We start from the raw sequence: 23,457 nt of genomic DNA, 5'->3' as shown, positions 1-23,457 counted from the left end.
TGGCGATGAAGCTAACGTTCTTCCAATAACGGGTAAAAAGTGTATCCCGCTGACGCTTCATATTGAGGATAAGTATTTTCAATAAAGTAGCGCGCAGCCTGCAGATATTCATTATACCGACGCTCTCCTTTATCAGTTTTTCCCAGATAGAATACCTTTGGATCCCTTCGATGCTTATGCAATCGGGGTGAAGGTTCTGGGGCTAATCCCTTCCCTCGACGGGGCGGGGGTAGGCGAGAAAGCGGGGATCCCTCGTATCCCCCAAAAGGGGGTTAACTCTTGGACTTTGGGGGCGAACAAACCCCTCGTACCCTTTGACGCTCAGGGGTAAACTATATTTCGGACTCTTTTTAGTACATTTCTTCGCCGCAGGACCTTGTTTTTTCATATATCGTGCTTATAATACATGAGGGGGGGGTTAACTAAGACAGTTTCAAACCGGTTGCCGTTATTTTATTTGCCGATATTCCAGTTATCCCCATACTGTAAGACAGTAATAAGCCGTGTTTCTTTAATCTTTAAGGCGCTAAAGGCACTGCCGGAAAACAAAACGCAAAACGGGGGGGGTACTCCCTCAGGATAAGGAGCAAACATGCAAACCAGGGAAAGCAGGCTCTTCTTAATACTCTTAAGAGCGGCGTTTGCGCTTATGCTCATGCCCTTTATGGCGCCCGCCGCATCTGCATCTGCGGCAAAGGTGACTCCCATGGCGACGGCCGGATTCTATCACTCTCTCGTCCTTAGAGACGACGGCACGGTGTGGGCTTGGGGAAGGAACGATAGCGGTCAGTTAGGCGACGGGACCACTGCTGATAAAACTACCCCCGTCAGGGTTAAGGTCAAAGATTATGACGGCACGTTAGTTCCACTATCCGGTGTGGCTGCCCTGGCCGGGGGAAGCCTCCATTCTCTTGCCCTTGACATGGATGGTACGGTATGGGCTTGGGGAAGTAATCAAAACGGTCAGTTGGGTGCCAGGACCTCTATTGACTTCAGCCCTACCCCCGTGCGGGTGAAGTGGGACCTGCTGAATTCACGCCGCCACGCTGGCCAGTAAATGGCTAATCAGATAAGTTTAACGCTTAAAAGCAATAAAACCCGTCAGGACCATTTAAGCCCTGCGCCTTTACTTTCCCTCTGGTGTGCAGGAGTCATATATCTTTTGGTCGGGTAAAGTGAACTTGCATGGCGCAATGCCATCAACCCACGCTTTGAGATCAGGCGTTGGCGTGCAGGCAATATCTTCCACAAGCGCACGCTTGCCGTCCTTGGTGCAAAGCAACAGTACGGCATGGCCGCCGACAACCCTGCTGTAAAGCTTATTGTCGCCAAAGGCTTCGCACATGGAAGGGTCGTCCTTGCATGCCGTGTCGATCAAGCCCGTGGTGTTCTCAGGGTTGGTCCACAACAAGCCTTCCACAGCATTGCTCAATCGGCCAAGGGCAATCTCCAGCCTGTTCATTTTCTCCGTTGTTATGCCATTGCATGAGACAGTGGCGCAGGAGGCGAGCAGCAGAAAAACAGCAAAGGTTAAATATAGTTTTCGCATTCCGATTACCCCCAAAAAGTAATAGTTCCCGCTTCGTCTTCTCCGGTATCCAGATTCCAATTCCTGATTCGCGGTAAATCAGCCTCATCTTTCGAAAGACACGCGCGTGCGATAATTGCCCAGTATTCACGGACATTGGTCCGGGCTTTTCTAAAAACCTCCAAAAAGGGGAGGGGACCGCCGCTTGGCGTTTGAAGGGAAGTGATATAGGAATTGTCAGGTGCTGCGGGGTAAAGAAGGCCGTCGCCAATCGCCATATGGCGGGACCAGGCAAATAACTTGCCTGGGGAGGCGGTTGCTAAGAGAGTCTTGAACCATGCGTGCCACGCATCAAAATTTGGGATATTACCATTGTACAACTGGCTGTCCGCGGTTTTCAGCATGTGTCCCCAAACTTCGCAGATTGTCGGATCAAGCCTGTTACTATGATTCGGGTCGTTGCAGGTGGCGATGCCGTCTTTCAAGAAATTGGCATAGTATATTTCTCCAACATTCATTTCCTTATATATGAATACGTCCTGGTGCATCTCGCAGGTCCTGTGCGCTTTTTCGTTCCCTTTATACGGACCGACCTTCAGTTTCGTAACGGGGTGTATCGTAACGTCTAATATGATGTGGGAAGCAAAGCCCAAAAGCCAGGCAAGGGCTTTATATTTTTCTTTTTCCGGTCCGGACATTTCTTGAACATATTTTATGCCTGCCTTAAGCCTGTCACCGGTATGCCTGTAATGCATGGCTTCTGCCCATTCTTGAGACGCGCCGCTTGCGACGCTTAAATAGGGATAATCCGGACCGACCGCGCCAAGTTCAAAAAATTTACTGTGCTGCATAAGCGGGCCAAGTTTTTCTTTTGACAGACCTCCAAGCCCGGCAAGCTCGTTGGATCTGTTTAGCAACGATACCATGGTAAGATGGGTATATGCTCCTGGCATAAATATACTCCTTTAGATAAGATTGTTACGGCGAGCACCGCATGCTCTTTGCAGTTTAAGTGTCTCCCGCGCCTTGTTTAATTGATGCCTCCTGCCTTAAGAAACGAGGCGATGCGCCTCTTGCCCTGAAGCAGAAAAAATACTGATACCAGGACACGTATCAGTCCGGATTTGGACAAGCAAGAAAGCATGGTAATTTTTTACATCCAAAAGATTTCGGAAAATCTTTATGAGGCGCTCTTATCCTGCATGGGCAATAATACCGCATGTTGAATATACAAAAATACCATAATGTTGATAATGTCAAGAAGAATAGCGAATTTACCATAATAAAAACAATATCCCATAGATTTTTGAGGAGCGGCTGAAACGTATACATCCTTTTACCGGCCTCCACCCCCCCTTTTTTTTAGTGGAGTTTTCCCCGTTTAAGCGACGCAAATATCCCGGCCGCGCAGAGGACCACAAAAATGCTGAAAATAACTTTGATGCTTTTCAGAAGAAGGTCATTATACTGCGGAGTGATAGCGGTCTTTCCCATATAGACCGCGAAAACCAGCATGGCGATGCCCATGCTCAGCATCTGCCCCACGAGGCGCATGGTCCCAAGGGTCGAGGAGGCGATTCCGTAAAACCTTTTCTCCACCGAGGACATGACTGCATTTGTATTGGGCGAGGAGAAAAGGGCAAAACCGAACCCGAGGATCACGAGACTCATGGCGATGAAGGTCAAAGAGGTCTCCCTTTGCAGAAAGGCGAGTAATAAGAGGCCCGCTGCGGTGACGGTCATCCCTGCCGACGCCACCCGTCTTGGCTCAATGCGGTCGGAGAGCCGGCCGGCAAGGGGCGAGAAAGCGGCTTGTACGATGGGCTGGGATACAAGAATGATACCTGCGTTTTGCGGCGTGAGTCCTTTTATGCTTTGGAGGTAGAAACTCATGAGAAACCCGACTGCAAAGGTGGCGCTGTAACTGATAAGGGCCGCCACATTCGAAAAGGTGAATGCCTTGTTGGTGATGAAGAGCCTGATTTCGAGAACGGGGTTTTCCGTCCGGAGTTCCCACCATATGAGCGTCCCGACAGCCGCCGCCCCGAGAAGGATGAAGACGCCGCCGGCTGCCGACGGGAGGCATGAAAACCCGTACATGATCATAAGCAGCATGAGGACATAGATAAAGGAGCCAACGAAATCGAAAGACTCCCCTTTCGCTTCCATCCATTCCTGCTTCAGTTTCCGGATACTCAGGAGGATGACAAAAAGCCCCATTGGCACATTGATGAAAAAGACGCTTCTCCACCCTATCTGCTGGGTTAGTATACCCCCGAAAAATGGGCCGCATGAGAGGCCCATATAGACCGCCGCTATGTTTATCCCCAAGGCCCTGCCTCTTTCTCCGGGAGGGAAAACGGAACTCACTATGGCGACGGCTGTACCGAAGATCATGGCGGCGCCCACACCCTGGAGGGCTCTTAAGAATATGAGAACCCCGGCGGAAGGAGCCATGCCGAGACAAAAAGATGTGGCGGTAAACCACCACATCCCGTAAATAAAGATCCTTCTTCTGCCGAACATGTCCGCCATCTTTCCAAAAGGGACAAGGAACATTGCGGCGGTGAGGAGATAGGCTGTGGCGATCCAGTTGAGCGCAATGGCGGTCGCGCCCAGCTCTCTTCCGATTGTGGGAAGGGCGATATTTACGGTCGCGAGGGACAAAGGTACGAGAAAGCTCGAAACCGTGGTGACGATCAGTACGGACTTCCTGTTGTCTCTCTCTTCCGCCAAGGTCACTCCCTATTTAATCAATTATTTAATCATTAAGCCCAAGTATGCTGTTGGCGGCGATGAGCCGACCGTAACTTTAGCCAGTGTTTTCCTGTGACGCAGGTGATGAGCGTGTGGACAGGAAGGTAGGAACAGTTTCCGCGCGATCATGTGCATAAGCTTATATATCGCACATATTTATCATTGTAAATAGATAAGCAAACCGGCAAGATAGGGCATTGGCAGCGGAGGGACAGCGGATAGTTGGGCGGGGCATTGGGCGGGCGGAGCCAATTCTGATTCTCGCGCTTATTTGGACGGAATGTCGCATGGAACGGCCGGAACGGGACCGGAAGATACGCTTTCCGGAAAAATTGCAAGTATATAAGGCAGGCGTTTTTTCAAGTGTCTGAAAATATTGAAACGGCGCGGGAGATATTTCACCGGACCCGCCTCCCGGGGCTGGCTTTTAAATTCTTGATTTCTTGGCAAAAGACAGGGTAGAATCACAGGATTCAGTCAGCTTGATTATCCGGGAAAGGAGTTTTTCATGAAAAAGTACGAGCCTGCAACATTAAGAAACGTAGGAATTTTTTCGCATGGAGGAGAGGGCAAGACGTCAATTGTTGAGGCTATGCTTTTTCTTTCCGGGGAGAACACGAGACTCGGCAAAGTGGACGACGGTACGTCGCTTATGGACTATGAGCCTGAAGAGGTGGAGCGCAAGGTAACCATATCGTCTTCCATCGCGTGCTTTGAGTGGGGTAAGAACAAGATCAATTTTATCGATACGCCCGGCGACGACAATTTTGTGGCTGACGCAAAGTCATGTATGCGCGTTGTCGACGGCGCGGTGGTGGTCGTAGGGGCGGTATCAGGAGTCCAGGTCCAGACCGAGAAGGTATGGGGCTATGCAAACGAGTTCCGTATCCCGGCGTGCATCTTTATCAACAAGATGGACCGCGAGCGGGCCGATTTCGAGCGTGCTCTTGGGGATGTGCAGAAGAATTTTTCCGACCGGTCGGTCCTTGCCATCCAGCTTCCCATCGGCAAAGAGGAAAACTTTAAGGGTATCGTCGACCTTCTCGCCATGAAGGCATATATGTTCAAAGGGGACGCTTCAGGAGGGTTCGACACGGTCGACATTCCCGCTGAATACAAGGACGAGGCGGCAAAGTACCGCGAAAAACTCGTGGAAAGCGCAGTAGAGACGGACGACGAGATAATGGAGCGCTACTTAAACGGTGAAGATATATCGGAAGAAGAGATAGAGAAGTGCCTGAAGGAAGGCATATGGACCATGAAGATCGCTCCTGTTATCTGCGGCTCAGCCTCAAAAAACATCGGCATCCCCATGCTCCTTGACACGGTGGCGAAGTACTTCCCGCCGCCTGCTTACAAGGCCGAGGCGGAAGGAATTGATCCTAAAACCGGGGAAACCATAAAAAGAACGGTTGTAGCCGATCAGCCTTTCAGCGCTTATGTATTCAAGACAATTACCGATCCTTTTGCAGGTAAACTGACCCTCTTCAGGGTATATTCGGGTGAAGTCCATCCTGATATGACCATTCTCAACACCACGACGGACGAGAAGGAAAGGATCGGACAGATATTTTACCTCGTGGGCAAGAAGCAAAAGCCCGCCGGATTCGCTTCTGCAGGCGACATTGCGGTAGTGGCGAAGCTTAAAAGCACAGGCACGGGCGATACGCTCTGCGACGAGAAGACTCCCATAAAATACCCGGGCGTCGTAAGTCCTCCTCCGCTCATCTCCTTTTCCCTACAGCCAAAGGCAAAGGGCGACGAGGACAAACTCAACACCTCTCTCTCCAGATTGATGGAAGAGGATCAGACCGTCAAATACACGAGGGACGAGCAGACGAAGGAATTCATATTGTCTGGCATGGGACAGGTTCATATAGAAGTAATCGTCGAAAGAATGAAGAGAAAATTCGGCGTGGAAGTGGAACTCAAGGAACCGAAAGTACCTTACAAAGAGACCATCAGAGGGACCACGAAGGTCCAGGGAAAATATAAGAAGCAGTCGGGAGGGAAGGGACAGTACGGCGACACCTGGCTTGAGCTTGCGCCTCTCCAGAGGGGGTCGGGATTCGAGTTTGTTGACAAAATAGTGGGCGGCGCGATCCCAAGGCAGTACATACCGGCCGTGGAGAAGGGTGTTGTGGAAGCCATGAACCAGGGTATCCTTGCGGGTTACCCTGTTACTGATTTCAAGATTATCCTTTACGATGGATCATATCACGATGTCGATTCTTCGGAAATGGCGTTCAAGATCGCCGCGTCCATGGGTTTCAAAAAGGGGCTGGAAATGTGCAGTCCGACCCTTCTTGAGCCGATCACGAAAATAGAAGTAATTGTCCCAGACGAGCACATGGGCGATATCATGGGCGATCTTAACTCAAGGAGAGGTAAAATCATCGGCGTTGAATCAAAGGGGAACAACCAGGTGGTAAAAGCGGCGGTTCCCATGGCGGAGATCCTGAAATATGCACCGGACCTGAAATCCATGACCGGAGGCAGAGGCACCTTCACCATGGAATTCTCTCACTACGAAGAAGTTCCGGCCCACATTCTGCCCAAAATAGTCGAGGCGGCGAAGAAGGAAAAGGAACAGGAGAAGTAAGGAAGGCGCTCAAACAGTGATATGGCCGGCAGTCCTGTCCGGCAGCATTTGATCTGAAATTAAGGAGGTTGAGAGACGGCGGATATCTCTCAACCTCCTTTAGTATAGTCGGTATAGCCGGGGCGCCTAAATGGCCGTGAGTCGTGACTTGTATGGCCGTTGCGCGCGCTGCCCGGAAAGAAAGGGGGCTTTATACATGAGGGCGGTTCTGCAGCGCGTCAAAAGTGCGTCCGTTTCCGTGGGCGGAGAAATTGTAGGGAAGATCGGGCCGGGGATACTCGCGCTAATCGGTATACATAAAGACGACGCTCTCAGGGATATGGAGTGGATGGCTGATAAGATCGTCAACTTAAGGATCTTCGAAACCGATGAAGGCAGGCTCGACAAGTCTCTTCTCGACACCGGCGGAGAACTCCTTCTTGTGTCCCAGTTTACCCTTTACGGGAACTGTTCGAAAGGCAGGAGGCCATCCTTTTCAGACGCTATGGATGCGGCTCAGGCAAAGAAGTTTTTTGAGCTTTTCGTTGACAAGGTCCGCGGGAAAGTCGGGAGGGTGGAGACGGGTATCTTCCAGGCCTCCATGGAGATTGCCCTCGTCAATGATGGTCCAGTCACGCTGATTATAGACTCGCGGTTATAGATAGAGACGGCCTTAAACATGAGACGCCGGTCTTAAAAAAGACGACGGAGCGAACAGCTTAGGGCAGGCCGGAAAATGCCGGCATAGGCCGGACGTATCAGGTCATCTTTTCGATGAACTCATAAATGGGGATCGCGGCATGAGTTTCAACCTCTATGGTTCCCCTGGACCCGAGTTCGACGGATACTTTAGCGATTGCCTCGTTATTAGGCGCTTCAAGGATGGTCACAAAATCATAGGCCCCTATGACAGCATACTGGGCAATGATCTTGGCGCCCATTTTCTCCACTTCCTTGTCGACCTCTTTTATCCTTTCGGGGTTATTCTTAGTCGTTTTTCTGCCTTCATCAGTCAGGGTTGTAAACATTACATAAAGACCCATGGCATTACCCCCTTGTTCATCAATATCATATCTGTCAACCTTTTATATCATCAGGCGCTGATTGTCAACACTTATTCGCCGCACATCCTTCCTGCTGAACCGTTTCGATCACCCCGCCGGCAACCACTATGTCGTCTTGATAAAGCACGACGGACTGTCCGGGCGTGATCGCGTGTATGGGTTTATCGAATTCGACTTCCATGGCGCTGCCTGAGATGCGGTAAGCGCACGGCACATCCTCCTGTCTGTACCGGACCTTGCCGAAAGATTGCCCTGACTCGGGCCCGAACAGGTTTATCTCCCCGGCGACAAGCCGTCTCCCATTGAGATGCCCTTTTGTGCCCAGAATCAACGTGTTTTCCTCGCTCCTGATCTCCACGACGTATAGGGGTTCTCGAAACGGAATCCCTAATCCCTTCCGCTGCCCCAGGGTGTAGAGATGAGTGCCCTCATGATACCCAAGGAGCGTACCGTCTGTGAAATAGGCGGGTCCTTTCCTGAGCGGGATAAACCTATTCAAGAACTCCCTGTAGTCGTTCCCGGAGACGAAGCAGATATCCTGGCTTTCTTTTACCTTCCGGTAATCGGTGTGTACGAGGTGTGATTTTTCCTTCAGTTCGCCCTTAATCTCCTCTCCAAGGGGAAAGAGGACCGCTCTTAAGACATCCCTTTCAATGGGGTAAAGAAAATATGACTGGTCTTTGAGCCTGTCCCTGCTTTTCTTTAGAACCGGACCATCCGGCGTATCCTCAATGACGGCATAGTGCCCTGTGGCCACCTTTTCGCCTCCCATCGACATCGCCTTGCGGAAGAAGGAGGAAAATTTGATATACTTGTTACAGAGAACGCACGGGTTAGGCGTCCGGCCCGCCTTGTACTCCTCAATGAACCGCTCAATCACATATCGCTCGAAATCTTCCCTTAAGTCCATGACGAAGTGACGGATAGAAAGGTCTGCGGCCACCTTTCTCGCACGGTTGACCGTCTCCATGGCGCAGCACGCCTTTTGGCCGTTCGCGTCTTTCATGAAGTCCGGCAGGAGCTGATAGGTGATACCCACCACATCGTACCCCTTCTGCTTCAGGATATAGGCCGCAAAGGAGCTGTCCATCCCCCCGCTCATTGCCACAAATACCGTCTCCATAACCTGATATAAAGATACCACAGAGGTGAATGGATTGAAAGTTAGCGTCGTTTGTTGTACTCTTAATAAGAGTAGTCAGGAGGAAAATGAATGAATAAAAAGACCAAGGCATTTTTGAGTCTGGTATTTGTCTGTATTTTTATCCTTGGATTCTATTTTGGGGCCCAGGGAAGAAAGATCGCCATGGAAGGCGATGACGACAAGGAAATGTACGAGTATCTGAAGACATTCTCCGACGTCATTGATCTTATCAAAAAGAGTTACGTGGAACCGGTAAAAGACAAAGAAATGATCTATTCCGCGATAAAGGGTATTCTCGAATCCTTAGACCCCCATTCCTCTTTCCTGCCTCCGGACATGTACAAAGACATGCAGACGGAGACAAAAGGTGAATTCGGGGGCATTGGCATTGAGATCACCGTCAAGGACGGTTTCCCCACGGTTATTACGCCAATCGAAGACACCCCGGCGTACAAGGCGGGCCTGAAGGCGGGAGACCAGATCATCAGGATCGACAATAAGCCGGCCAAGAACATGAGTATAATGGATGTCGTCAAGATCATTAGAGGACAGAAAGGCAAACCGGTGGTGCTCACCATATTCAGGGAGGGTTTTCAGGCGCCTAAGGAATTTACCGTGGTGAGAGACGTGATCCAGGTGAAAAGCGTAAAATACCGGATGCTGGAAGATAACTACGGGTACATCAGAATTGTCCAGTTTCAGGAGAAGACCTCAAAAGACCTTGATGGGGCATTGAAGGATCTTGAGAAACAGGCAAAGACCCCCCTAAAAGGGATTGTGCTTGATCTAAGAAACGATCCCGGCGGCCTCCTTGAGCAGGCCGTAGAGGTTACGGACAGGTTCCTTGAGGACGGGCTGATTGTCTACATTGAGGGGAGGAAGAAAGAAGAGAACAAATTGAAATTCTTTGCCCATAAGACAAATACGGACTACAAGGGCGCTATGGTGATCCTCGTAAACGAGGGAAGCGCAAGCGCATCCGAAATTGTCGCCGCCGCCCTACAGGACTACAAGAGGGCCATTATCGTAGGAAAAAAGACCTTTGGAAAAGGCTCGGTTCAGACGATTTTCCCCTTTGCGGACGGCTCGGCGGTACGGCTCACCACAGCAAAGTACTACACGCCCAAGGGCAGGTCAATCCAAGGTGAGGGTGTGACCCCTGATATATTGGTTGACGCCAACATAACGAGGGGAAAGGACAAAATAACCCCTATTACTGAAAAGGATCTCTTCGAAAAAGCCGCTACGCCCGACAAGAATCTGAAGAAGAACCAGGAAGAGAAAGAAGGGAACGACAACGTGAAGCTGAACGATATCAAAAATTCAGATGAAGATGACTTCCAGCTTCATATGGGCCTTCAGATACTGAAGGGATGGGAGGCGCTCCGGGGAAAATAAGAGAGCGCAGAACGGATAGGGAGAAGGATGGGGCGGATTACGGCTGGCAATAGCGGCAGCGGCTCATCCTCTTGATAAGGTGTGATTTATATATGACCGGAAGGCCGGCTGATTTGTCCAAAGAACCTGCAACAGGCCGGTCAATTAATTTAATCTCTACGGGTATAATTTGGAGTCCCTTAAAACGCGCGCTTAGGCCCAATAGTCAGTCGTAAACCCCTTGATACCCCGCGCCGCTTGCGGTTGGGAGATTCATTTATAGATTCATTTATAAGTGCGGGACTGGGTTGATCGGCGAATTATCCGGCGATGGGGCGGGGGCGCTGCCAAGTGGAGGAGGTTCTTGAGAATCCGTGGTCTCTGTTTCCGGCATGGTTATTCCGAAATCGTCCGGGGCCCACCGTCTAAGGGCGGAACCCATAAAGTGCATCCATATGGGCAGGCAGACGCGCGCTCCGCTCTCTCCTTTACCCAGTGATGTCCTTGAGTCGAAACCAACCCACACGCCCGTGGCGATGTGTGGCGAGTAGCCTACGAACAGTGCGTCATAATAGTTGGTCGTGGTTCCCGTCTTTCCGGCTAAGGGGTAGCCGAGCCTTGACGCCACGCCTTTAGCGGTCCCGTACTCCACAGGCCCTTTCAGCAGCATGTTCATCTTAAGGGCGATCTCCTCAGATATCACCCGCTCCTTAACGACCCAGTTCTCTTCAAGCGCATTGCCTTTAGAATCCTCCACCCGTATTACAAAAAGAGGCTTTACCCTGCGGCCGCCGTTCGCAAAAACCGAAAAACCCTTCACAAGGTCAAGGAGCGTCAAGTTTGATGATCCCAAGGCCACGGAAAGGTTATTCGGCACATCCTCGTTTATACCTAAAGCCTTCAGGTTTTCCTTGAGCGCGCCTATCCCTACCTCCTCAAGGAGTCTCACCGTGGCCGCATTCTTGGAATAAGCCACTGCATCCCTGACCGTGATCTGCCCATCGTATCTGCCGTCGTAGTTTCGCGGCGTCCACGTTTTTCCGGCCCTTAAGGTGTATGCCTTGGGCGTATCCGGGATTATTGAGTCAAGCTCGTAGCCTTTTTTAAGAGCGGTAAGGTAGATGAATGGTTTGAAGGCGCTTCCCGCCTGAATTTTTGCCGAAATAGCCCTGTTGTAAGGACTCCTGTCGAAGTCTCTCCCCCCCACCATAGCCCGCACATAACCTGTCTCCACATCCATACAGAGAAGGGCCGCTTCCACATTCAGGCTCTTCACGGGTTGAAACGTATGACCCTTATGTTTGTCCGGTCCGGCATATACGCCCCTTATTATGTCTCCGGGCTTGAAAGGAAAGACATCTATGAACATGACGCCTTTGCTCCGGCCTGCGAAGACTGCGTAGCCGTCCTTTATCTTTTCCGACACGAGAATGTTGTAGGTTTTGCCCGTCTGAAGTCCTTCGAGTTTAAGGTCTCTGTCGCTCACCTTTTGGAAATCATCCCATTTTCTCTTAGCGAGGTGGTACTGGATTGCATAGTCGCCCTTTCTCTGTTCATACAGGTTGAGACCGCGCTTTACCGCCTCTTCGCCGAGTTTTTGAAGGCTGCCATCCACTGTGGTGTATATTTTGAGCTGCTTTCGGGACAATATACCTCTCCCGTATTTGTCTTCCAGATATTTATAGATATAATCCTTGAAATAGCTCTCACCGAAGACGCCATGGTCTTCTCTGATATGTATTTTCTCGGAGAGCATCTCATTCTTCCTTTTCTCATCAATGAAGCCTTTTGCGTACATCTGGCCGATCACGTATTCCTGCCTGATCCTCGCGCCTCCCGGGTGTTTCTTGGGCGAATATCTGGATGGTGCTGCCACCAAACCTGCCAGGAGCGCCGCCTCCGATTTTGTGAGGTTTCCCGCGTGTTTCCCGAAATATACCTGAGAGGCCGCTTCTATGCCATAAACCCCATGGCCCATGTAGATGTTGTTCAGATAAAGATTAAGAATTTCCTTTTTTGTACAATAATGCTCAAGCCGATGTGCCAGAATGGCTTCCCTGATCTTCCTGAATATGCTCTTCTCGGGGCCAAGAACGAGAGATTTGATGACCTGCTGAGTGATTGTGCTCCCGCCTTGGGCCATTCGCCCATATATGATGTCCTTTGCAAGGGCCCTCAATATCCCCTGGGGGTAAATTCCTCCGTGGCTGAAGAACTCGGCGTCTTCCGCCGCGAGAAAAGCGTCCTTCACGTATTTCGGCATTTTTTCATATTTTACGAATATCCTGTTATCGGGAACAAGAAGGTAGACGACCTCGTTGTTTGTTCCATAGACGGTACTTACGGGCCTGTTTCGGAGGTCCTTGAGCGCGGCGACCGTCGGGATGTCGTTTATGAGATAAAGATACGAGCCTACTATAAGGAAGAGAACGGAAAAGGCCAGAAGAAAGACAAGATAATGTAGCACCTTTCTTGTCTTATTCTTATTCTTCCTCTTTTTTTGGTTTTTCTTTTTCAAAATACGATTCTGCCTTTCCTTACGTCATAGATGCCAGAGACGGTAAGCCTGAGATCGATAATAGAGGGTGAAGTAATGTAGCTCATAGTGAGAAGCGGGTCGGCAAGAAGGCTTCCAAGGCGCGCCATCATCCTTTTCACTTTGGTCAGCTCCCGTGCAAGTTCTCCCACCTTCAAAGACGACATTGTGGCCCCTATAGGCAGAGACAGACTGCAGAGTATCTTTCCCTTGTCGGCAAGGACTATACCTCCGCCCATTGCAAGGGCCGTGTTTCCCGCAAGAGCCATATCGTCGTCGTCGAAACCGAGGATGAGGAGTCCATGGGTCTCATGGGCGACGGTGAGCGCAATCCCGCCGATGTCTGCCCCGATGCCCCTCACAAACCCCTTCCCCCAGTGTTTCTTGTCTCTCCTTGAGTAAAGGGCCTTTCTTATATCTTCCTCTCTGTGGGAAAGCAGAGAGTCCCCATCCCTGCGCATGACGTGATCAAACCTTCTCGTGACCGTCTTATCGACTAAATCTATTACAGGGACCAGTTCTTTGCCTCCGCCGGACTCTATCCTGAGCTCGTCTTTGTCCACACTGTCAAATACGTATGGGTTGTGTCTGTTCCCTGTGATGGGAAAGGGCGCTGATTCGACGACGAGCTTTCCCTCTTCGGAGACGACCCTGCCCCTCTCTATCACCTTAACCGGCGTGGGGCGGCTTATATCTTCAAGGAGCAGGATGTCGGCAATCCTTCCGGGGGCAATGCTCCCTATATCTGCCTCCTGTTTGAGGTAGCGAGCCGGATTCAACGTGGTCATCTTTATGGCGTCCACAGGATCAAGACCAAACCCTATTGCCTCTCGTATCACGAAGTCAAGGTAACCTTTTTCACACAGGTCGTCAGGTAAGATGCCATCCGATACTAACATGAGGGAATCTTTAGGCAGCGTACATGCGGCCCTTACCAGTTCCTCAAGGTCGCTCCTTATGGAACTGTGCCGGATCATGGCATAGAGGCCAAGCCTTACCCTGTTTCTCAAGTCGTCCCCTGTTACCGACTCGTGGCATGAGGTAATGCCAGCCGCCGCAAGGGCATTCAATTTGTCATAGGAGGCGCCCAGGGTATGGCCTTCGATATTTTTGCCGTAAAATTTCGCTAAGAGCATCTTTTCCAAGATACTGTCGTCACTCTTCAGTATCCTTGCGTATGAGGACACCTCGCTTATGGCGATACATTCCCTGTAGTCCGAAAAAAATTTGCATATATCGTCTATCGAATAGAGTTCCCCGCCTTCCACTTCCGGGTAGGAAGGATAGACAGCCGGAAAACTCCACAGGTATTTAAGGGCAAACCCGTCATTTGCCTTTAAGACCTCGACGAAACCGGAGACGCCTATGGAATTGACCATATCCACGGCATCGGAAAAGACGGTAGTGCCTCCCCTTGTTACGGCTGCATCCGCAAAGGCCGACGGATTATAGAAAAGGTCCGTATGTCCATGAGCATCCACATACCCCGGTACCGCTGTCTTTCCCCTTCCGTCCACAACGACCGTTTTGTCTCCCGTATATGGGGCCTTATCTCCCACAAAGGCTATCCAGCTTTTATAGACCTCAATGTGTCCCCTGAAAAATGTCCCGCTGAAGACGTCGAGTATACTCGCGTCTCTTATCACCAAATCAGGTGGACTTTCCCCCAGAGAGACTTGTATCAGCCCTTTCAAATCTTTGAGGTTCTTCTTTATCATTAAGACCAGTCAGTCCTTCGGTCCATGCCTCGCTCCCGTTGAATATCTTCGCTGCCCGCCCGTCTACTGGCAATTCAGCAATTCTATTGTACGCACACCTGTTGTTTTGAAATGGCTATTACGGGTTGCGGACAGACTAAATAAAATCTATCGTAACAGGAAGATTTAATCAAGAAAGATGAGGAGGGGCAGCGCAGCATAGCGCGAAACATACAAAGATATGGTGAAAAAGAGGACAGACAAAGGGCATGGCAGAGGGGCAGGGCAAAGAGGAAGGGGAGCGCACCTCTTCCTTTCTCTTTGCCCTGCCCCATACTTTACCCGTCTTTATTATCTTGTTTTACCTGTCCTTAAATTCCGGCTTTCTTTTTTCCTGGAACGCTTTGAATCCTTCCCTGCCGTCTTCCGACACGTAGCTGATGACGAAGCAGTCATTCTCGTAGGTGAGCGCTGAATGAAGGTCCATGTTTATGCCGGTATTCATGGCGTCTTTGAGCACGGCCATGGCGACTTTAGGTTTGGAGGCGAGCTTCTTTGCCCACGCCTTGGCTTCGCTTAGCAGCGCTTCCTTGGGTACCGCCTTGTTTACAAGGCCGATGCGGGCAGCTTCCTCGCCGCTTACCGTATCGCCCATCATGAGGAGTTCCTTGGCCTTCGCCATGCCCAGGAGTCTGGGAAGTCTCTGAGTTCCTCCGGAACCTGGTATGATGCCCAGATTGATCTCAGGGCAGCCTATGGACGCGTCGCTTGCCGCGATCCTTAAATCGCAGGCAAGGGCAAGCTCGCAACCGCCGCCGAAGGCAAACCCAAGAATGGCGGCAATTGTCGGTTTTTCAACGTCTGCGATTTTGTCGAGACACATTCTGCTGATTCTGCCGAAGGCAAAATAGTCCGGTATCGTTTTGCCCGCTACTTCTTTAACATCAAGGCCTGCGGCAAAGGCCTTGTCGCCCGCGCCGGTAAGGACGATGGCCTTTACCGACCCATCTTTTTCGAGCTCGCAGAACGCATCATAGATATCACCGTACGCCTTCACATTCAGGGAATTGACAGGGGGCCTGTTCAACTTCACTACTGCAATGTTTTCCTCTTTTTCCACCAACAGTGTTTCGTAACTCATGCGTACCTCCCAATGCGTTGATTTAAATCGGAATAGCCCTTTTGCCACGTAGTTATAATGTATATTATATGAAAATTATAACATAGTTTCAGGGACATATAAGTGTGAATTACAAAGAATTTCAAAATTATTCCTGACAGAAGAAAAAGCAATAAAATATTTCATCGTAACTTGGTTTTATGCTATTAACTTGTTTTTGAACTCTAAAAAGGTATTTCGAGTTATCTTCTTGAACAAGAAGTCTGCGTTACGCATAAAACAGCACGGGGAATGTTGCATAAAATTTGTGAAGCTATGGGTAATGCAGAGAATAAAGAATTTTATGCCATAATAGAAATGGGTGAAACATATTAGACGGAAAGCCTTGCAAGGGTAATGATACGCAATAGGGATGATGATCATGACAACCAGCCTGCTCCATCGGTAAATAAAAGAGGCAGAGGAACAAAAAATCCAGCAGCAGGAAGGAATTTGCTTATGGAGATAATAAACAGATGTATGCTATAGTTATGCCTCCTGTGACAAAGACGGTAAAGCATTGACTGGAAAACAATTGCCGGATGTTCTTGAACAAGCCTGTAAGATTGAAAGCATTATTATTGCAGATGAATTTATAAGGTTATAGTATTTTGAAACGTACTAATCATACACATTTTAAGGCAGACTGCTCTAATGTTTTTGCAGAGGATGATGTCCATACGAATAATATTGAAAGTTTATGGGCGGCCTTAAAAAGTATTCTTGTTATATACTATCAAGGCTCCATTAAGTACTTACAGGAAAAAGGAAGGACTCTCAGGCCAGAGTAGCAACAGCGCCTGCGATGCCGTGAGAGCGCATAAAGATATGCAGTGAACAAAAAAACCAATTTGCAGTGAACCTGAAAAGCCTCACGCAAGCGTCACAATCGGCACCAGTCGCCCTTGCCGCTGCCCAGGCAGGGAAAATCACTATCATAGGGAATGACGATCCAAATAGCTTATGCGCCTGCATGAGATCGTCGCCGCGAGCAATAGGGCGCAGACATCGTACTTTGCAGCGGAAGCGCAGAGGAGAGCGATGGCGGAAGCCAATATGAAAAGACAGTTTGACTTTGGCCCCCCGAGAAGACCCCTTGACGGTCCGGGGAAGGGTCCGGGAATACAACATTTTTAGGAGAATAAAATCATGAAAAAACTATTGCTTCTTGTTGCCATCGCTATGTTACTTCCGGCCTGCGGATCAAAAACCGCTGAATACTATGAAAAACACCCCGAAGAGATGAGAGCGAAGATAGAAGCATGCGGCAGGATGTCTCAAGCGGAAATAATGGCTGACAGGGAGTGCATGGCAGTCAGCCGTGCCAATATGAAAAGACAGTTTGACTTTGGCCCCCCGAGAAGACCCCTTGACGGTCCGGGCAAGGGTCCGGGAATAAAACATTTTTAGGATAGAAAAATGACACCCGATGCCGGTATACTTACCACACTCTTAAAAAGTTTTGGTAGTGCCTTTACAAACGGCATCGGTTTTATCCACGGTTGGCTATCTTTGGGTGAGCGCTATCAACAGGAATATGTAAAAGAGTTTTGTTTCAGATCTAATATATAGACAGGCGAATATGTTTGATAAGATGTTATGGCAGGCAATAGTTACCTGACGGAAGTTAAGGGACCGGCAGAGCAATGCTTAATACAAATGATTTCGAACCACTTTTTTTAGCAGGTGATTCGCATGAAGTTTTAGAATCTCTCCTTGGCAACTGTATAGATATGGTTATGACCAGCCCTCCCTGATTGGGGAAAAGGGAATATGAAAATACAGATAGTATAGGTTTAGAAAAAGGCTACAAAGATTATATTGACAACATGTTGAAAATATTAGAGAAATCATACAGGTGCTCAAATCGTCCGGGAGTTTTTTGGCTTACTCTCTCGGGTCTAATTTCTCGTCCCTTGAGGCACGCGCTTGCCTGATAGTAAGTCGTAAACCCCGGGATACCCCCCCGCTTGCGGCGGGGAGGTTCATTCCCATAATTACGATATTGGACCAGAAAGCAATTTGGCTGCGTGTTAAGAGGCTATTCCGTTCTATTTTACAGGCTTGTTGAGTATATGAGGGATGCCCAGGCCGCCTCATTTTTTTACAGGCGAGCTATTCGCTGCCTTTCCCTATAAGACTAATCCGCTGTACCATTGAGTTCGAACATGAAAGAGAAGTGCTTTCACAGCATCAAGGCTTTGCTTCACGAGGAAGGAAGCGGAGCCCTTTATTTGTCTGTCACTTAAGCATCTGATGCGAAATCAGGGGCATTTGAATCAGATTCTTTTCCGGTCCAGCATGGGTGGAGGACTTGAATGCCAGCCCTGGTATGTGTAAAATACTGTTTGTGCGTTATCCCCACACACTACTTATAAAGAAGTTATCAGGAGAACAATATGCAGAAACGAGATGGCATGGAGCTTTTAGACGAGATCACCCTGTCTGCCAATATGGATTCCATTCCGGCGCTGGTCGAATTTGTGAGGACGCGGGCCTGGGAGGGAGGATTTGAGGATGAAAGAGTAACAAACATAGAGCTTGCCGTGGCTGAAGCCCTTGAAAATATAGTACGGTTTGCCTGCCCTGGCGGTTCGGAAGAGATTACCATAAGATGCACGTTCTACGATGCGCCAGCCCTCGTGATTGATATTATCGATTCGGGCGAACAGTTCAACATGCTCATTTCCGATGCGTTTCCCGAGACTGAGGATTTTCTGAAGCCGGGGCCGAAGCCATCCCTCAAAATGCTGAAAAAAGGAGTAAAAAATATAGAGTATCGGCGGGATGCGAAGAATAAGAAGAATGTCCTCGCACTGGTAATACCGAAATAGCCGCGTAAGGTCAAGTTAGAAAGCCCATGTCAGGCTTCGGAGGGAGAGCGGCCGCCTTTGCGCTCTGCCGCGTCTAAAGCCGTTGCAATGGTTTCCGTTTTAAGTATATTCTATTCCTACTCAATGAAAGTTACTGCACATTGCTATGACTGCTTAAAAGGACTCGCGGAGAATACGGTTGCCCTGTCAGGCGGGGACAATACGGTTCTCTCCGATGCTGTCGGCTTGCTTGACCGCCTCTGGACAGGGCAAGGCTCGCCGCCTGCCATTGCAAACGCGCTCCTTGCCCGCATCAGAGAAGTGACGGGCGCTTATGACCCTTTCCGGCATATGAAGAAACTGGAGCTTGAACGGGCACGGGAGACGGCGGAGAAGTTGGAGGGGCTTTTCGGACCCACCCTTCAAGGAGCAATCATGTTCTCGGCTCTCGGGAATTCCACCGACTTCTTTGTGAAAGGAGACTTCAGCCCTGAGCCGTTCCCCTTTTTCGGTCCACTGGATAAAATAACCGGGGAGATTTATAATAATAAAGGAAACGAGATCCTCATACTGGGGGACAATGTGGGCGACTTCATCTTCGATGTCAGACTCATAAGGTTCCTTGAAGGGATTGGTAAACGCGTATCCTATGCGGTACGGGAGCATCCCGTACAAAATGATCTGTCGATGCAAGAGGTTGTAGCCTATGGTTTTCATGAGCTGTGCCGCAATATCATCTCCACCGGTTCGGACGAGGTGGGTCTGCGGGAGGCTCATATCCGGGGGGCGATCAGAGATTTCTGGGAGGGCGGCGCGGTGATCATTGCAAAGGGCATGGGTAATTACGAGACGATCTCTGAATTCAACACAAAGCGGCCCGTCATACATATAATGAAAGTAAAGTGCCCCGTTGTGGCGGACAACGTCAATCGCGCGGTTGGTACCTATATTGCTATTTCGGGTGGTGAGACAAATGCCAAATAAAAAGGATTATTACGATATTCTGGGAGTGGCAAAGGGTGCGTCGGATGACGATCTAAAGAAGGCATACAGAAAACTCGCCCTGAAATATCATCCGGACAAGAATCCGGGCGATAAGAGCGCCGAAGAAAAGTTCAAGGAGATAAGCGAGGCCTATGCGGTCCTCTCGGATAAAGAAAAAAGGGCCCAGTACGATCAGTTCGGCATGGGCGGTTTCCAGCAGAGATATTCGGAAGAGGATATCTTCAAAGGGTTCTCCATGGGCGACCTTTTCAAGGACCTCGGGTTTGGCGGCGGAGACATGTTCAACGTAATCTTCGGAGGGCGCGGCAGGGGTGCAGGCAGGCAGAGACATCAGCGCCAGCAGCCCGGATTTGACTTCCGCGATTTTATCACGAGAGAGCAGCCCGAAGGACCGGGCATGGGTCTGGATATTCACTATGAGCTGGAGATACCTTTTATGGACGCCGTGAAGGGGAGCCAGAAACAGGTATCCTTTACCACCCACTACGGGACCGAAGAGATGAGCGTGAAGATCCCCGCAGGCATCTCCACGGGCAAGAAACTCAGGCTAAATGGAAAAGGGAACGCGGATCCCGGCACAGGCCGGAGAGGCGACTTTTATATCACCGTGAAGGTGGGCGAACACCCCGTCTTCAGAAGGGTGGACAACGATCTCTACGTGACAAAGGAGATAAGATTGACCGATATGCTTTTAGGGGCCGAGGTGGAGGTTCCTTCCGCCGACGGCGCGAAACGGGTCAGGATTCCGGCGGGAATGAAGAGCCACGGGAAAGTGCGTCTCAAGGGTTTAGGCGTACCAGGCCTCGGAAAGGCGGCCCAGGGCGACCTCTATGTGGAAGTAGTGCCGGAAATACCTAAGAAATTGACGGACAAACAAAAAGAGCTGATTGAAGAGCTTAAAAGAGAAGGTCTCTGATGCTGCCCCGAAGGCATATCCTGGATGTATGCGAGTTCGTAAAAAACAAAGATGACCTCATCCCCATGTGCACGGTGATCCTCGCTATCGATGCGGTCAAGCACCTTGATCCGGAGTACAAGAATGACCATCTTGTGGGGGCCGTGGAACTCAACGAGTTCATATGCTACCTGTACCCGATACTAAGACCAAGGAACCGATCCCTTCTCATGCACGTCGTCTCGGACGTTCTTAGCCTTCTCCTGTATGGAGCGCCAGTAAGCACGCGGCCGTCCATCAAAAATCTGGAGATTATCGACTATTCCAAAAAGAACATGGAGATATATCCTGTCATTGAAGTCTGGAATACCCTGAAAGAAAAAGTGCCTGTGAAGAAGCACGACCCTCAGGCAATCATTAATGGGTTTATACAGAAAATCAGAGTCGAGATGGATGTGCTTGAGCGTTACCCGGCAGTGGAAAATATATTTGACCAGTCGAAGGCCCATCTCAAGGCTTGGCTCCCGTGCCTCGCCAACTATTATGACAAGCCCTCGAAAACCATAAAAAATTTGTACGGAGAATGGTGGAGTCTCTGGCATTGCGGCAAAGAGAAGGACAAGATCCTTGGCGCCATGCTTGACCGGCTCTCCGTCCAGGCGGAAACGGATTATAACATAGCGCTTAATAAGGACGAGATCTTCAACTTGATCATGAATGACAGGAAAAGCAACATGGCCGAAAACAGGCTATTTTCCCTGTGGTACAAGCAAGGCGTAAATTTGCTTATGAAAATTTAGCTTGTGGGGCTTGACAACAAGCCCCACTCGTTCGTATATTATTTTAGCAATCAATATATCCTATTGCCAACAAACAAAAATTTTTGGAAGGAGTGTGATACGATGAAAGTAAAACCGTTACAGGACAGAATCCTTGTCAAGAGGATTCAGGAGGAAGAAAAGACAAAGGGTGGCATTATCATTCCGGATGCAGCAAAAGAGAAGCCGCAGGAAGGCGTCGTCGTCGCAGTGGGGGACGGTAAGATCCTCGACAACGGCACGAAGGTTACCCTGTCTGTAAAAGCGGGAGACAAGATCCTTTTTGGAAAGTACTCCGGCACGGAGATCAAGGTTGACGGCGAGGAGCACCTCATCTTGAGAGAAGATGATATCCTCGGGATCGTAGAAGATTAAAAAAGGAGGAACACAGGATGGCTAAAGATATCATATATGATCAGAAGGTGCGGGAGGCCCTGCTCAAAGGCGTGAATACGCTCGCCGATGCAGTCAAGGTGACTCTTGGACCTAAAGGAAGAAACGTAATTCTTGAGAAGACTTTCGGTTCTCCGAACGTGACGAAAGACGGTGTTACCGTTGCAAAAGAAGTGGAACTTGAAGATAAGTTTGAGAACATGGGCGCCCAGATGGTAAAAGAAGTGGCAAGCAAGACGAGCGATGTTGCCGGTGATGGCACCACCACCGCTACAGTCCTTGCCCAGTCTATTTACAGGGAAGGCGCAAAGCTCGTTGCGGCAGGCCACAACCCCATGGAGCTCAAGAGGGGTATTGACAAGGCAGTAGAGGCCGTAATCTCCGAGCTCAAGAAGATTTCCAAGCCGACCAAGGATCAGAAAGAGATCGCCCAGGTAGGCACCATCTCCGCAAACAACGACGAGACCATTGGCAATATCATTGCCGAAGCCATGGCAAAAGTCGGTAAAGAAGGCGTCATCACCGTGGAAGAAGCGAAGAGCATGGAGACCACCCTTGAGATCGTCGAAGGTATGCAGTTCGACAAAGGATACATCTCACCTTACTTCGTGACCAATCCGGAGAAGATGGAAGCAGTCCTCGATGAGCCGGTGATTCTCATCAACGAGAAGAAAATAAGCAACATGAAAGATCTTCTGCCCGTCCTCGAGCAGGTTGCAAAGATGGGAAGGACCCTTCTTATCATATCCGAAGATGTTGAGGGCGAAGCCCTTGCCACCCTCGTGGTCAACAAACTGCGCGGCACGTTGAAGGTTGCGGCTGTGAAAGCCCCTGGCTTCGGCGACAGAAGGAAAGCAATGCTTGAAGATATCGCCATCCTCACCGGCGGCCAGATGATCTCCGAGGAACTCGGGATCAAACTCGAAAGCATTACCCTCACAGACCTCGGTTCTGCCAAGCGAGTCGTAATCGACAAAGACAATACGACACTTGTCGACGGCGCAGGAGACAAGAAAGAGATTGAGGCGAGAGTAAGACAGATCAGGACCCAGATTGATGAGACCACATCCGATTACGACCGCGAGAAACTCCAGGAAAGACTCGCAAAACTGGTCGGTGGCGTCGCTGTGATCAATGTAGGCGCCGCGACTGAGTCTGAGATGAAAGAAAAGAAAGCCCGCGTAGAAGACGCGCTCAACGCGACAAAGGCGGCAGTAGAAGAAGGTATAATCCCCGGCGGCGGCGTGGCCCTGATAAGATGTCTTGCCGCTCTTGATGCATTGAAACTTGAAGGCGAAAGAGGTTTTGGCGTTCAGATCGTGAAGAAGTCTCTTGAAGAGCCTCTGAGATGGATTACCCAGAATGCAGGCCATGACGGTTCCATCATTATTGAGAAGGTAAAGAACGGAAAGGGCGGTTTTGGTTTCGACGCCGCCAAGGAAGTATATGTGGACGATATGCAGAATGCAGGCATCATCGACCCGACGAAGGTCGCAAGGACTGCACTCCAGAATGCAGCGTCGGTCGCAGGTCTTCTCCTCACCACCGACTGTATGATCGCCGAGAAGCCGAAAGAGAAAGGCGCCGGCGGTATGCCCGGTATGCCTCCTGGCGGAATGGGCGGTATGGACGGTATGTACTAATACCCGGTATCAGTGTTCGGGGGGGTTGAAAACCCCTCCGAATTTTT

19 protein-coding genes are annotated in these 23,457 nt (G+C 49.9%); 11 read left to right on the top strand and 8 right to left on the bottom strand.

What is annotated here, in order from left to right; genetic code table 11:
• Positions 1-592 precede the first annotated feature (592 nt).
• Positions 593-1,057 carry a hypothetical protein gene (locus LBQ00_08160; GenBank protein MDR2018819.1) on the top strand — a complete coding sequence of 155 codons (465 nt, stop codon included), beginning with the start codon at positions 593-595 and terminating at the stop codon, positions 1,055-1,057.
• 69 nt (positions 1,058-1,126) lie between these two features.
• Here the strand turns inward: LBQ00_08160 and LBQ00_08155 are convergent, their stop codons facing one another.
• The 3 genes from LBQ00_08155 to LBQ00_08145 form a co-directional block, all read right to left on the bottom strand.
• The gene (locus LBQ00_08155) at positions 1,127-1,549 is read right to left on the bottom strand and encodes a hypothetical protein (GenBank protein MDR2018818.1); all 423 of its coding nucleotides are present in this window, start codon (positions 1,547-1,549) and stop codon (positions 1,127-1,129) included.
• A gap of 5 nt (positions 1,550-1,554) precedes the next feature.
• Positions 1,555-2,481: a zinc dependent phospholipase C family protein gene (locus LBQ00_08150; protein MDR2018817.1), complete on the bottom strand. Its 927-nt coding sequence runs from the start codon at positions 2,479-2,481 to the stop codon at positions 1,555-1,557.
• 409 nt (positions 2,482-2,890) lie between these two features.
• On the bottom strand, positions 2,891-4,264 hold the full coding sequence (locus LBQ00_08145) for an MFS transporter (protein ID MDR2018816.1): 1,374 nt from the start codon (positions 4,262-4,264) through the stop codon (positions 2,891-2,893).
• 529 nt (positions 4,265-4,793) lie between these two features.
• Here LBQ00_08145 and fusA point away from each other — a divergent pair.
• Complete coding sequence (fusA, locus tag LBQ00_08140) at positions 4,794-6,887, top strand: elongation factor G (protein MDR2018815.1); 2,094 nt, start codon at positions 4,794-4,796, stop codon at positions 6,885-6,887.
• 196 nt (positions 6,888-7,083) lie between these two features.
• Entirely contained in the window at positions 7,084-7,527 is a 444-nt protein-coding gene (gene dtd / locus LBQ00_08135; protein ID MDR2018814.1) for a D-tyrosyl-tRNA(Tyr) deacylase, read from the top strand.
• Between the two features lie 97 nt (positions 7,528-7,624).
• On the opposite strand, the gene LBQ00_08130 is transcribed toward dtd, so the two are convergent.
• Positions 7,625-7,909, bottom strand: coding sequence for a GYD domain-containing protein (locus LBQ00_08130; GenBank protein MDR2018813.1), 285 nt, complete (start codon positions 7,907-7,909; stop codon positions 7,625-7,627).
• 64 nt (positions 7,910-7,973) lie between these two features.
• Entirely contained in the window at positions 7,974-9,053 is a 1,080-nt protein-coding gene (gene mnmA, locus LBQ00_08125) for a tRNA 2-thiouridine(34) synthase MnmA (protein ID MDR2018812.1), read from the bottom strand.
• Between the two features lie 90 nt (positions 9,054-9,143).
• Here mnmA and LBQ00_08120 point away from each other — a divergent pair, with 90 nt between their 5' ends.
• Positions 9,144-10,472 carry a S41 family peptidase gene (locus tag LBQ00_08120; protein ID MDR2018811.1) on the top strand — a complete coding sequence of 443 codons (1,329 nt, stop codon included), beginning with the start codon at positions 9,144-9,146 and terminating at the stop codon, positions 10,470-10,472.
• 268 nt (positions 10,473-10,740) lie between these two features.
• Here the strand turns inward: LBQ00_08120 and LBQ00_08115 are convergent, their stop codons facing one another.
• The 3 genes from LBQ00_08115 to LBQ00_08105 form a co-directional block, all read right to left on the bottom strand.
• Positions 10,741-12,969, bottom strand: a complete 2,229-nt coding sequence (locus LBQ00_08115; protein ID MDR2018810.1) for a PBP1A family penicillin-binding protein — start codon at positions 12,967-12,969, stop codon at positions 10,741-10,743.
• On the bottom strand, positions 12,966-14,705 hold the full coding sequence (locus LBQ00_08110) for an amidohydrolase family protein (GenBank protein ID MDR2018809.1): 1,740 nt from the start codon (positions 14,703-14,705) through the stop codon (positions 12,966-12,968). Before LBQ00_08110 ends, LBQ00_08115 begins: the two co-directional genes overlap by 4 nt.
• Before the next feature lie 340 nt (positions 14,706-15,045).
• The gene (locus LBQ00_08105; protein ID MDR2018808.1) at positions 15,046-15,825 is read right to left on the bottom strand and encodes an enoyl-CoA hydratase/isomerase family protein; all 780 of its coding nucleotides are present in this window, start codon (positions 15,823-15,825) and stop codon (positions 15,046-15,048) included.
• Between the two features lie 1,167 nt (positions 15,826-16,992).
• On the opposite strand from LBQ00_08105, the gene LBQ00_08100 reads away from it, so the two are divergent.
• The 7 genes from LBQ00_08100 to groL all read left to right on the top strand — a co-directional run bounded on the left by LBQ00_08100 (position 16,993) and on the right by groL (position 23,410).
• Positions 16,993-17,253 carry an EexN family lipoprotein gene (locus tag LBQ00_08100; GenBank protein MDR2018807.1) on the top strand — a complete coding sequence of 87 codons (261 nt, stop codon included), beginning with the start codon at positions 16,993-16,995 and terminating at the stop codon, positions 17,251-17,253.
• A 989-nt stretch (positions 17,254-18,242) separates the two neighbouring features.
• Positions 18,243-18,677 (top strand): ATP-binding protein, encoded by a 435-nt coding sequence (locus LBQ00_08095; protein MDR2018806.1) that lies wholly within the window; start codon positions 18,243-18,245, stop codon positions 18,675-18,677.
• 87 nt (positions 18,678-18,764) lie between these two features.
• Positions 18,765-19,640 (top strand): ARMT1-like domain-containing protein, encoded by an 876-nt coding sequence (locus LBQ00_08090; GenBank protein MDR2018805.1) that lies wholly within the window; start codon positions 18,765-18,767, stop codon positions 19,638-19,640.
• On the top strand, positions 19,630-20,577 hold the full coding sequence (locus LBQ00_08085) for a DnaJ domain-containing protein (protein MDR2018804.1): 948 nt from the start codon (positions 19,630-19,632) through the stop codon (positions 20,575-20,577). The genes LBQ00_08090 and LBQ00_08085 overlap by 11 nt, the downstream gene beginning before the upstream one ends.
• Positions 20,577-21,356: a hypothetical protein gene (locus tag LBQ00_08080; GenBank protein ID MDR2018803.1), complete on the top strand. Its 780-nt coding sequence runs from the start codon at positions 20,577-20,579 to the stop codon at positions 21,354-21,356. Before LBQ00_08085 ends, LBQ00_08080 begins: the two co-directional genes overlap by 1 nt.
• Before the next feature lie 102 nt (positions 21,357-21,458).
• A complete protein-coding gene (groES, locus tag LBQ00_08075; GenBank protein MDR2018802.1) occupies positions 21,459-21,749 on the top strand; it encodes a co-chaperone GroES in 291 nt (96 codons plus the stop codon).
• A 17-nt stretch (positions 21,750-21,766) separates the two neighbouring features.
• Positions 21,767-23,410 (top strand): chaperonin GroEL, encoded by a 1,644-nt coding sequence (gene groL / locus LBQ00_08070; protein MDR2018801.1) that lies wholly within the window; start codon positions 21,767-21,769, stop codon positions 23,408-23,410.
• Positions 23,411-23,457 lie beyond the last annotated feature (47 nt).

This window comes from Syntrophobacterales bacterium (assembly GCA_031274925.1).
In the GTDB taxonomy this organism is placed as follows: domain Bacteria; phylum Desulfobacterota; class Syntrophorhabdia; order Syntrophorhabdales; family Syntrophorhabdaceae; genus PNOM01.
The sequence above is the reverse complement of the archived record's forward strand: the minus strand, read 5'-3'. Positions and strand labels throughout refer to the sequence as shown.

Bases quoted from the DNA above. Each gene is read 5' to 3' on its own strand.
- LBQ00_08160 (MDR2018819.1), top strand. From the start codon at position 593: ATGCAAACCAGGGAAAGCAGGCTCTTCTTAATACTCTTAAGAGCGGCG.
- LBQ00_08155 (MDR2018818.1), bottom strand. From the start codon at position 1,549: ATGCGAAAACTATATTTAACCTTTGCTGTTTTTCTGCTGCTCGCCTCC.
- LBQ00_08150 (MDR2018817.1), bottom strand. From the start codon at position 2,481: ATGCCAGGAGCATATACCCATCTTACCATGGTATCGTTGCTAAACAGA.
- fusA (MDR2018815.1), top strand. From the start codon at position 4,794: ATGAAAAAGTACGAGCCTGCAACATTAAGAAACGTAGGAATTTTTTCG.
- dtd (MDR2018814.1), top strand. From the start codon at position 7,084: ATGAGGGCGGTTCTGCAGCGCGTCAAAAGTGCGTCCGTTTCCGTGGGC.
- LBQ00_08130 (MDR2018813.1), bottom strand. From the start codon at position 7,909: ATGGGTCTTTATGTAATGTTTACAACCCTGACTGATGAAGGCAGAAAA.
- mnmA (MDR2018812.1), bottom strand. From the start codon at position 9,053: ATGGAGACGGTATTTGTGGCAATGAGCGGGGGGATGGACAGCTCCTTT.
- LBQ00_08120 (MDR2018811.1), top strand. From the start codon at position 9,144: ATGAATAAAAAGACCAAGGCATTTTTGAGTCTGGTATTTGTCTGTATT.
- LBQ00_08110 (MDR2018809.1), bottom strand. From the start codon at position 14,705: ATGATAAAGAAGAACCTCAAAGATTTGAAAGGGCTGATACAAGTCTCT.
- LBQ00_08105 (MDR2018808.1), bottom strand. From the start codon at position 15,825: ATGAGTTACGAAACACTGTTGGTGGAAAAAGAGGAAAACATTGCAGTA.
- LBQ00_08100 (MDR2018807.1), top strand. From the start codon at position 16,993: ATGAAAAAACTATTGCTTCTTGTTGCCATCGCTATGTTACTTCCGGCC.
- LBQ00_08095 (MDR2018806.1), top strand. From the start codon at position 18,243: ATGCAGAAACGAGATGGCATGGAGCTTTTAGACGAGATCACCCTGTCT.
- LBQ00_08090 (MDR2018805.1), top strand. From the start codon at position 18,765: ATGGTTTCCGTTTTAAGTATATTCTATTCCTACTCAATGAAAGTTACT.
- LBQ00_08085 (MDR2018804.1), top strand. From the start codon at position 19,630: ATGCCAAATAAAAAGGATTATTACGATATTCTGGGAGTGGCAAAGGGT.
- LBQ00_08080 (MDR2018803.1), top strand. From the start codon at position 20,577: ATGCTGCCCCGAAGGCATATCCTGGATGTATGCGAGTTCGTAAAAAAC.
- groES (MDR2018802.1), top strand. From the start codon at position 21,459: ATGAAAGTAAAACCGTTACAGGACAGAATCCTTGTCAAGAGGATTCAG.
- groL (MDR2018801.1), top strand. From the start codon at position 21,767: ATGGCTAAAGATATCATATATGATCAGAAGGTGCGGGAGGCCCTGCTC.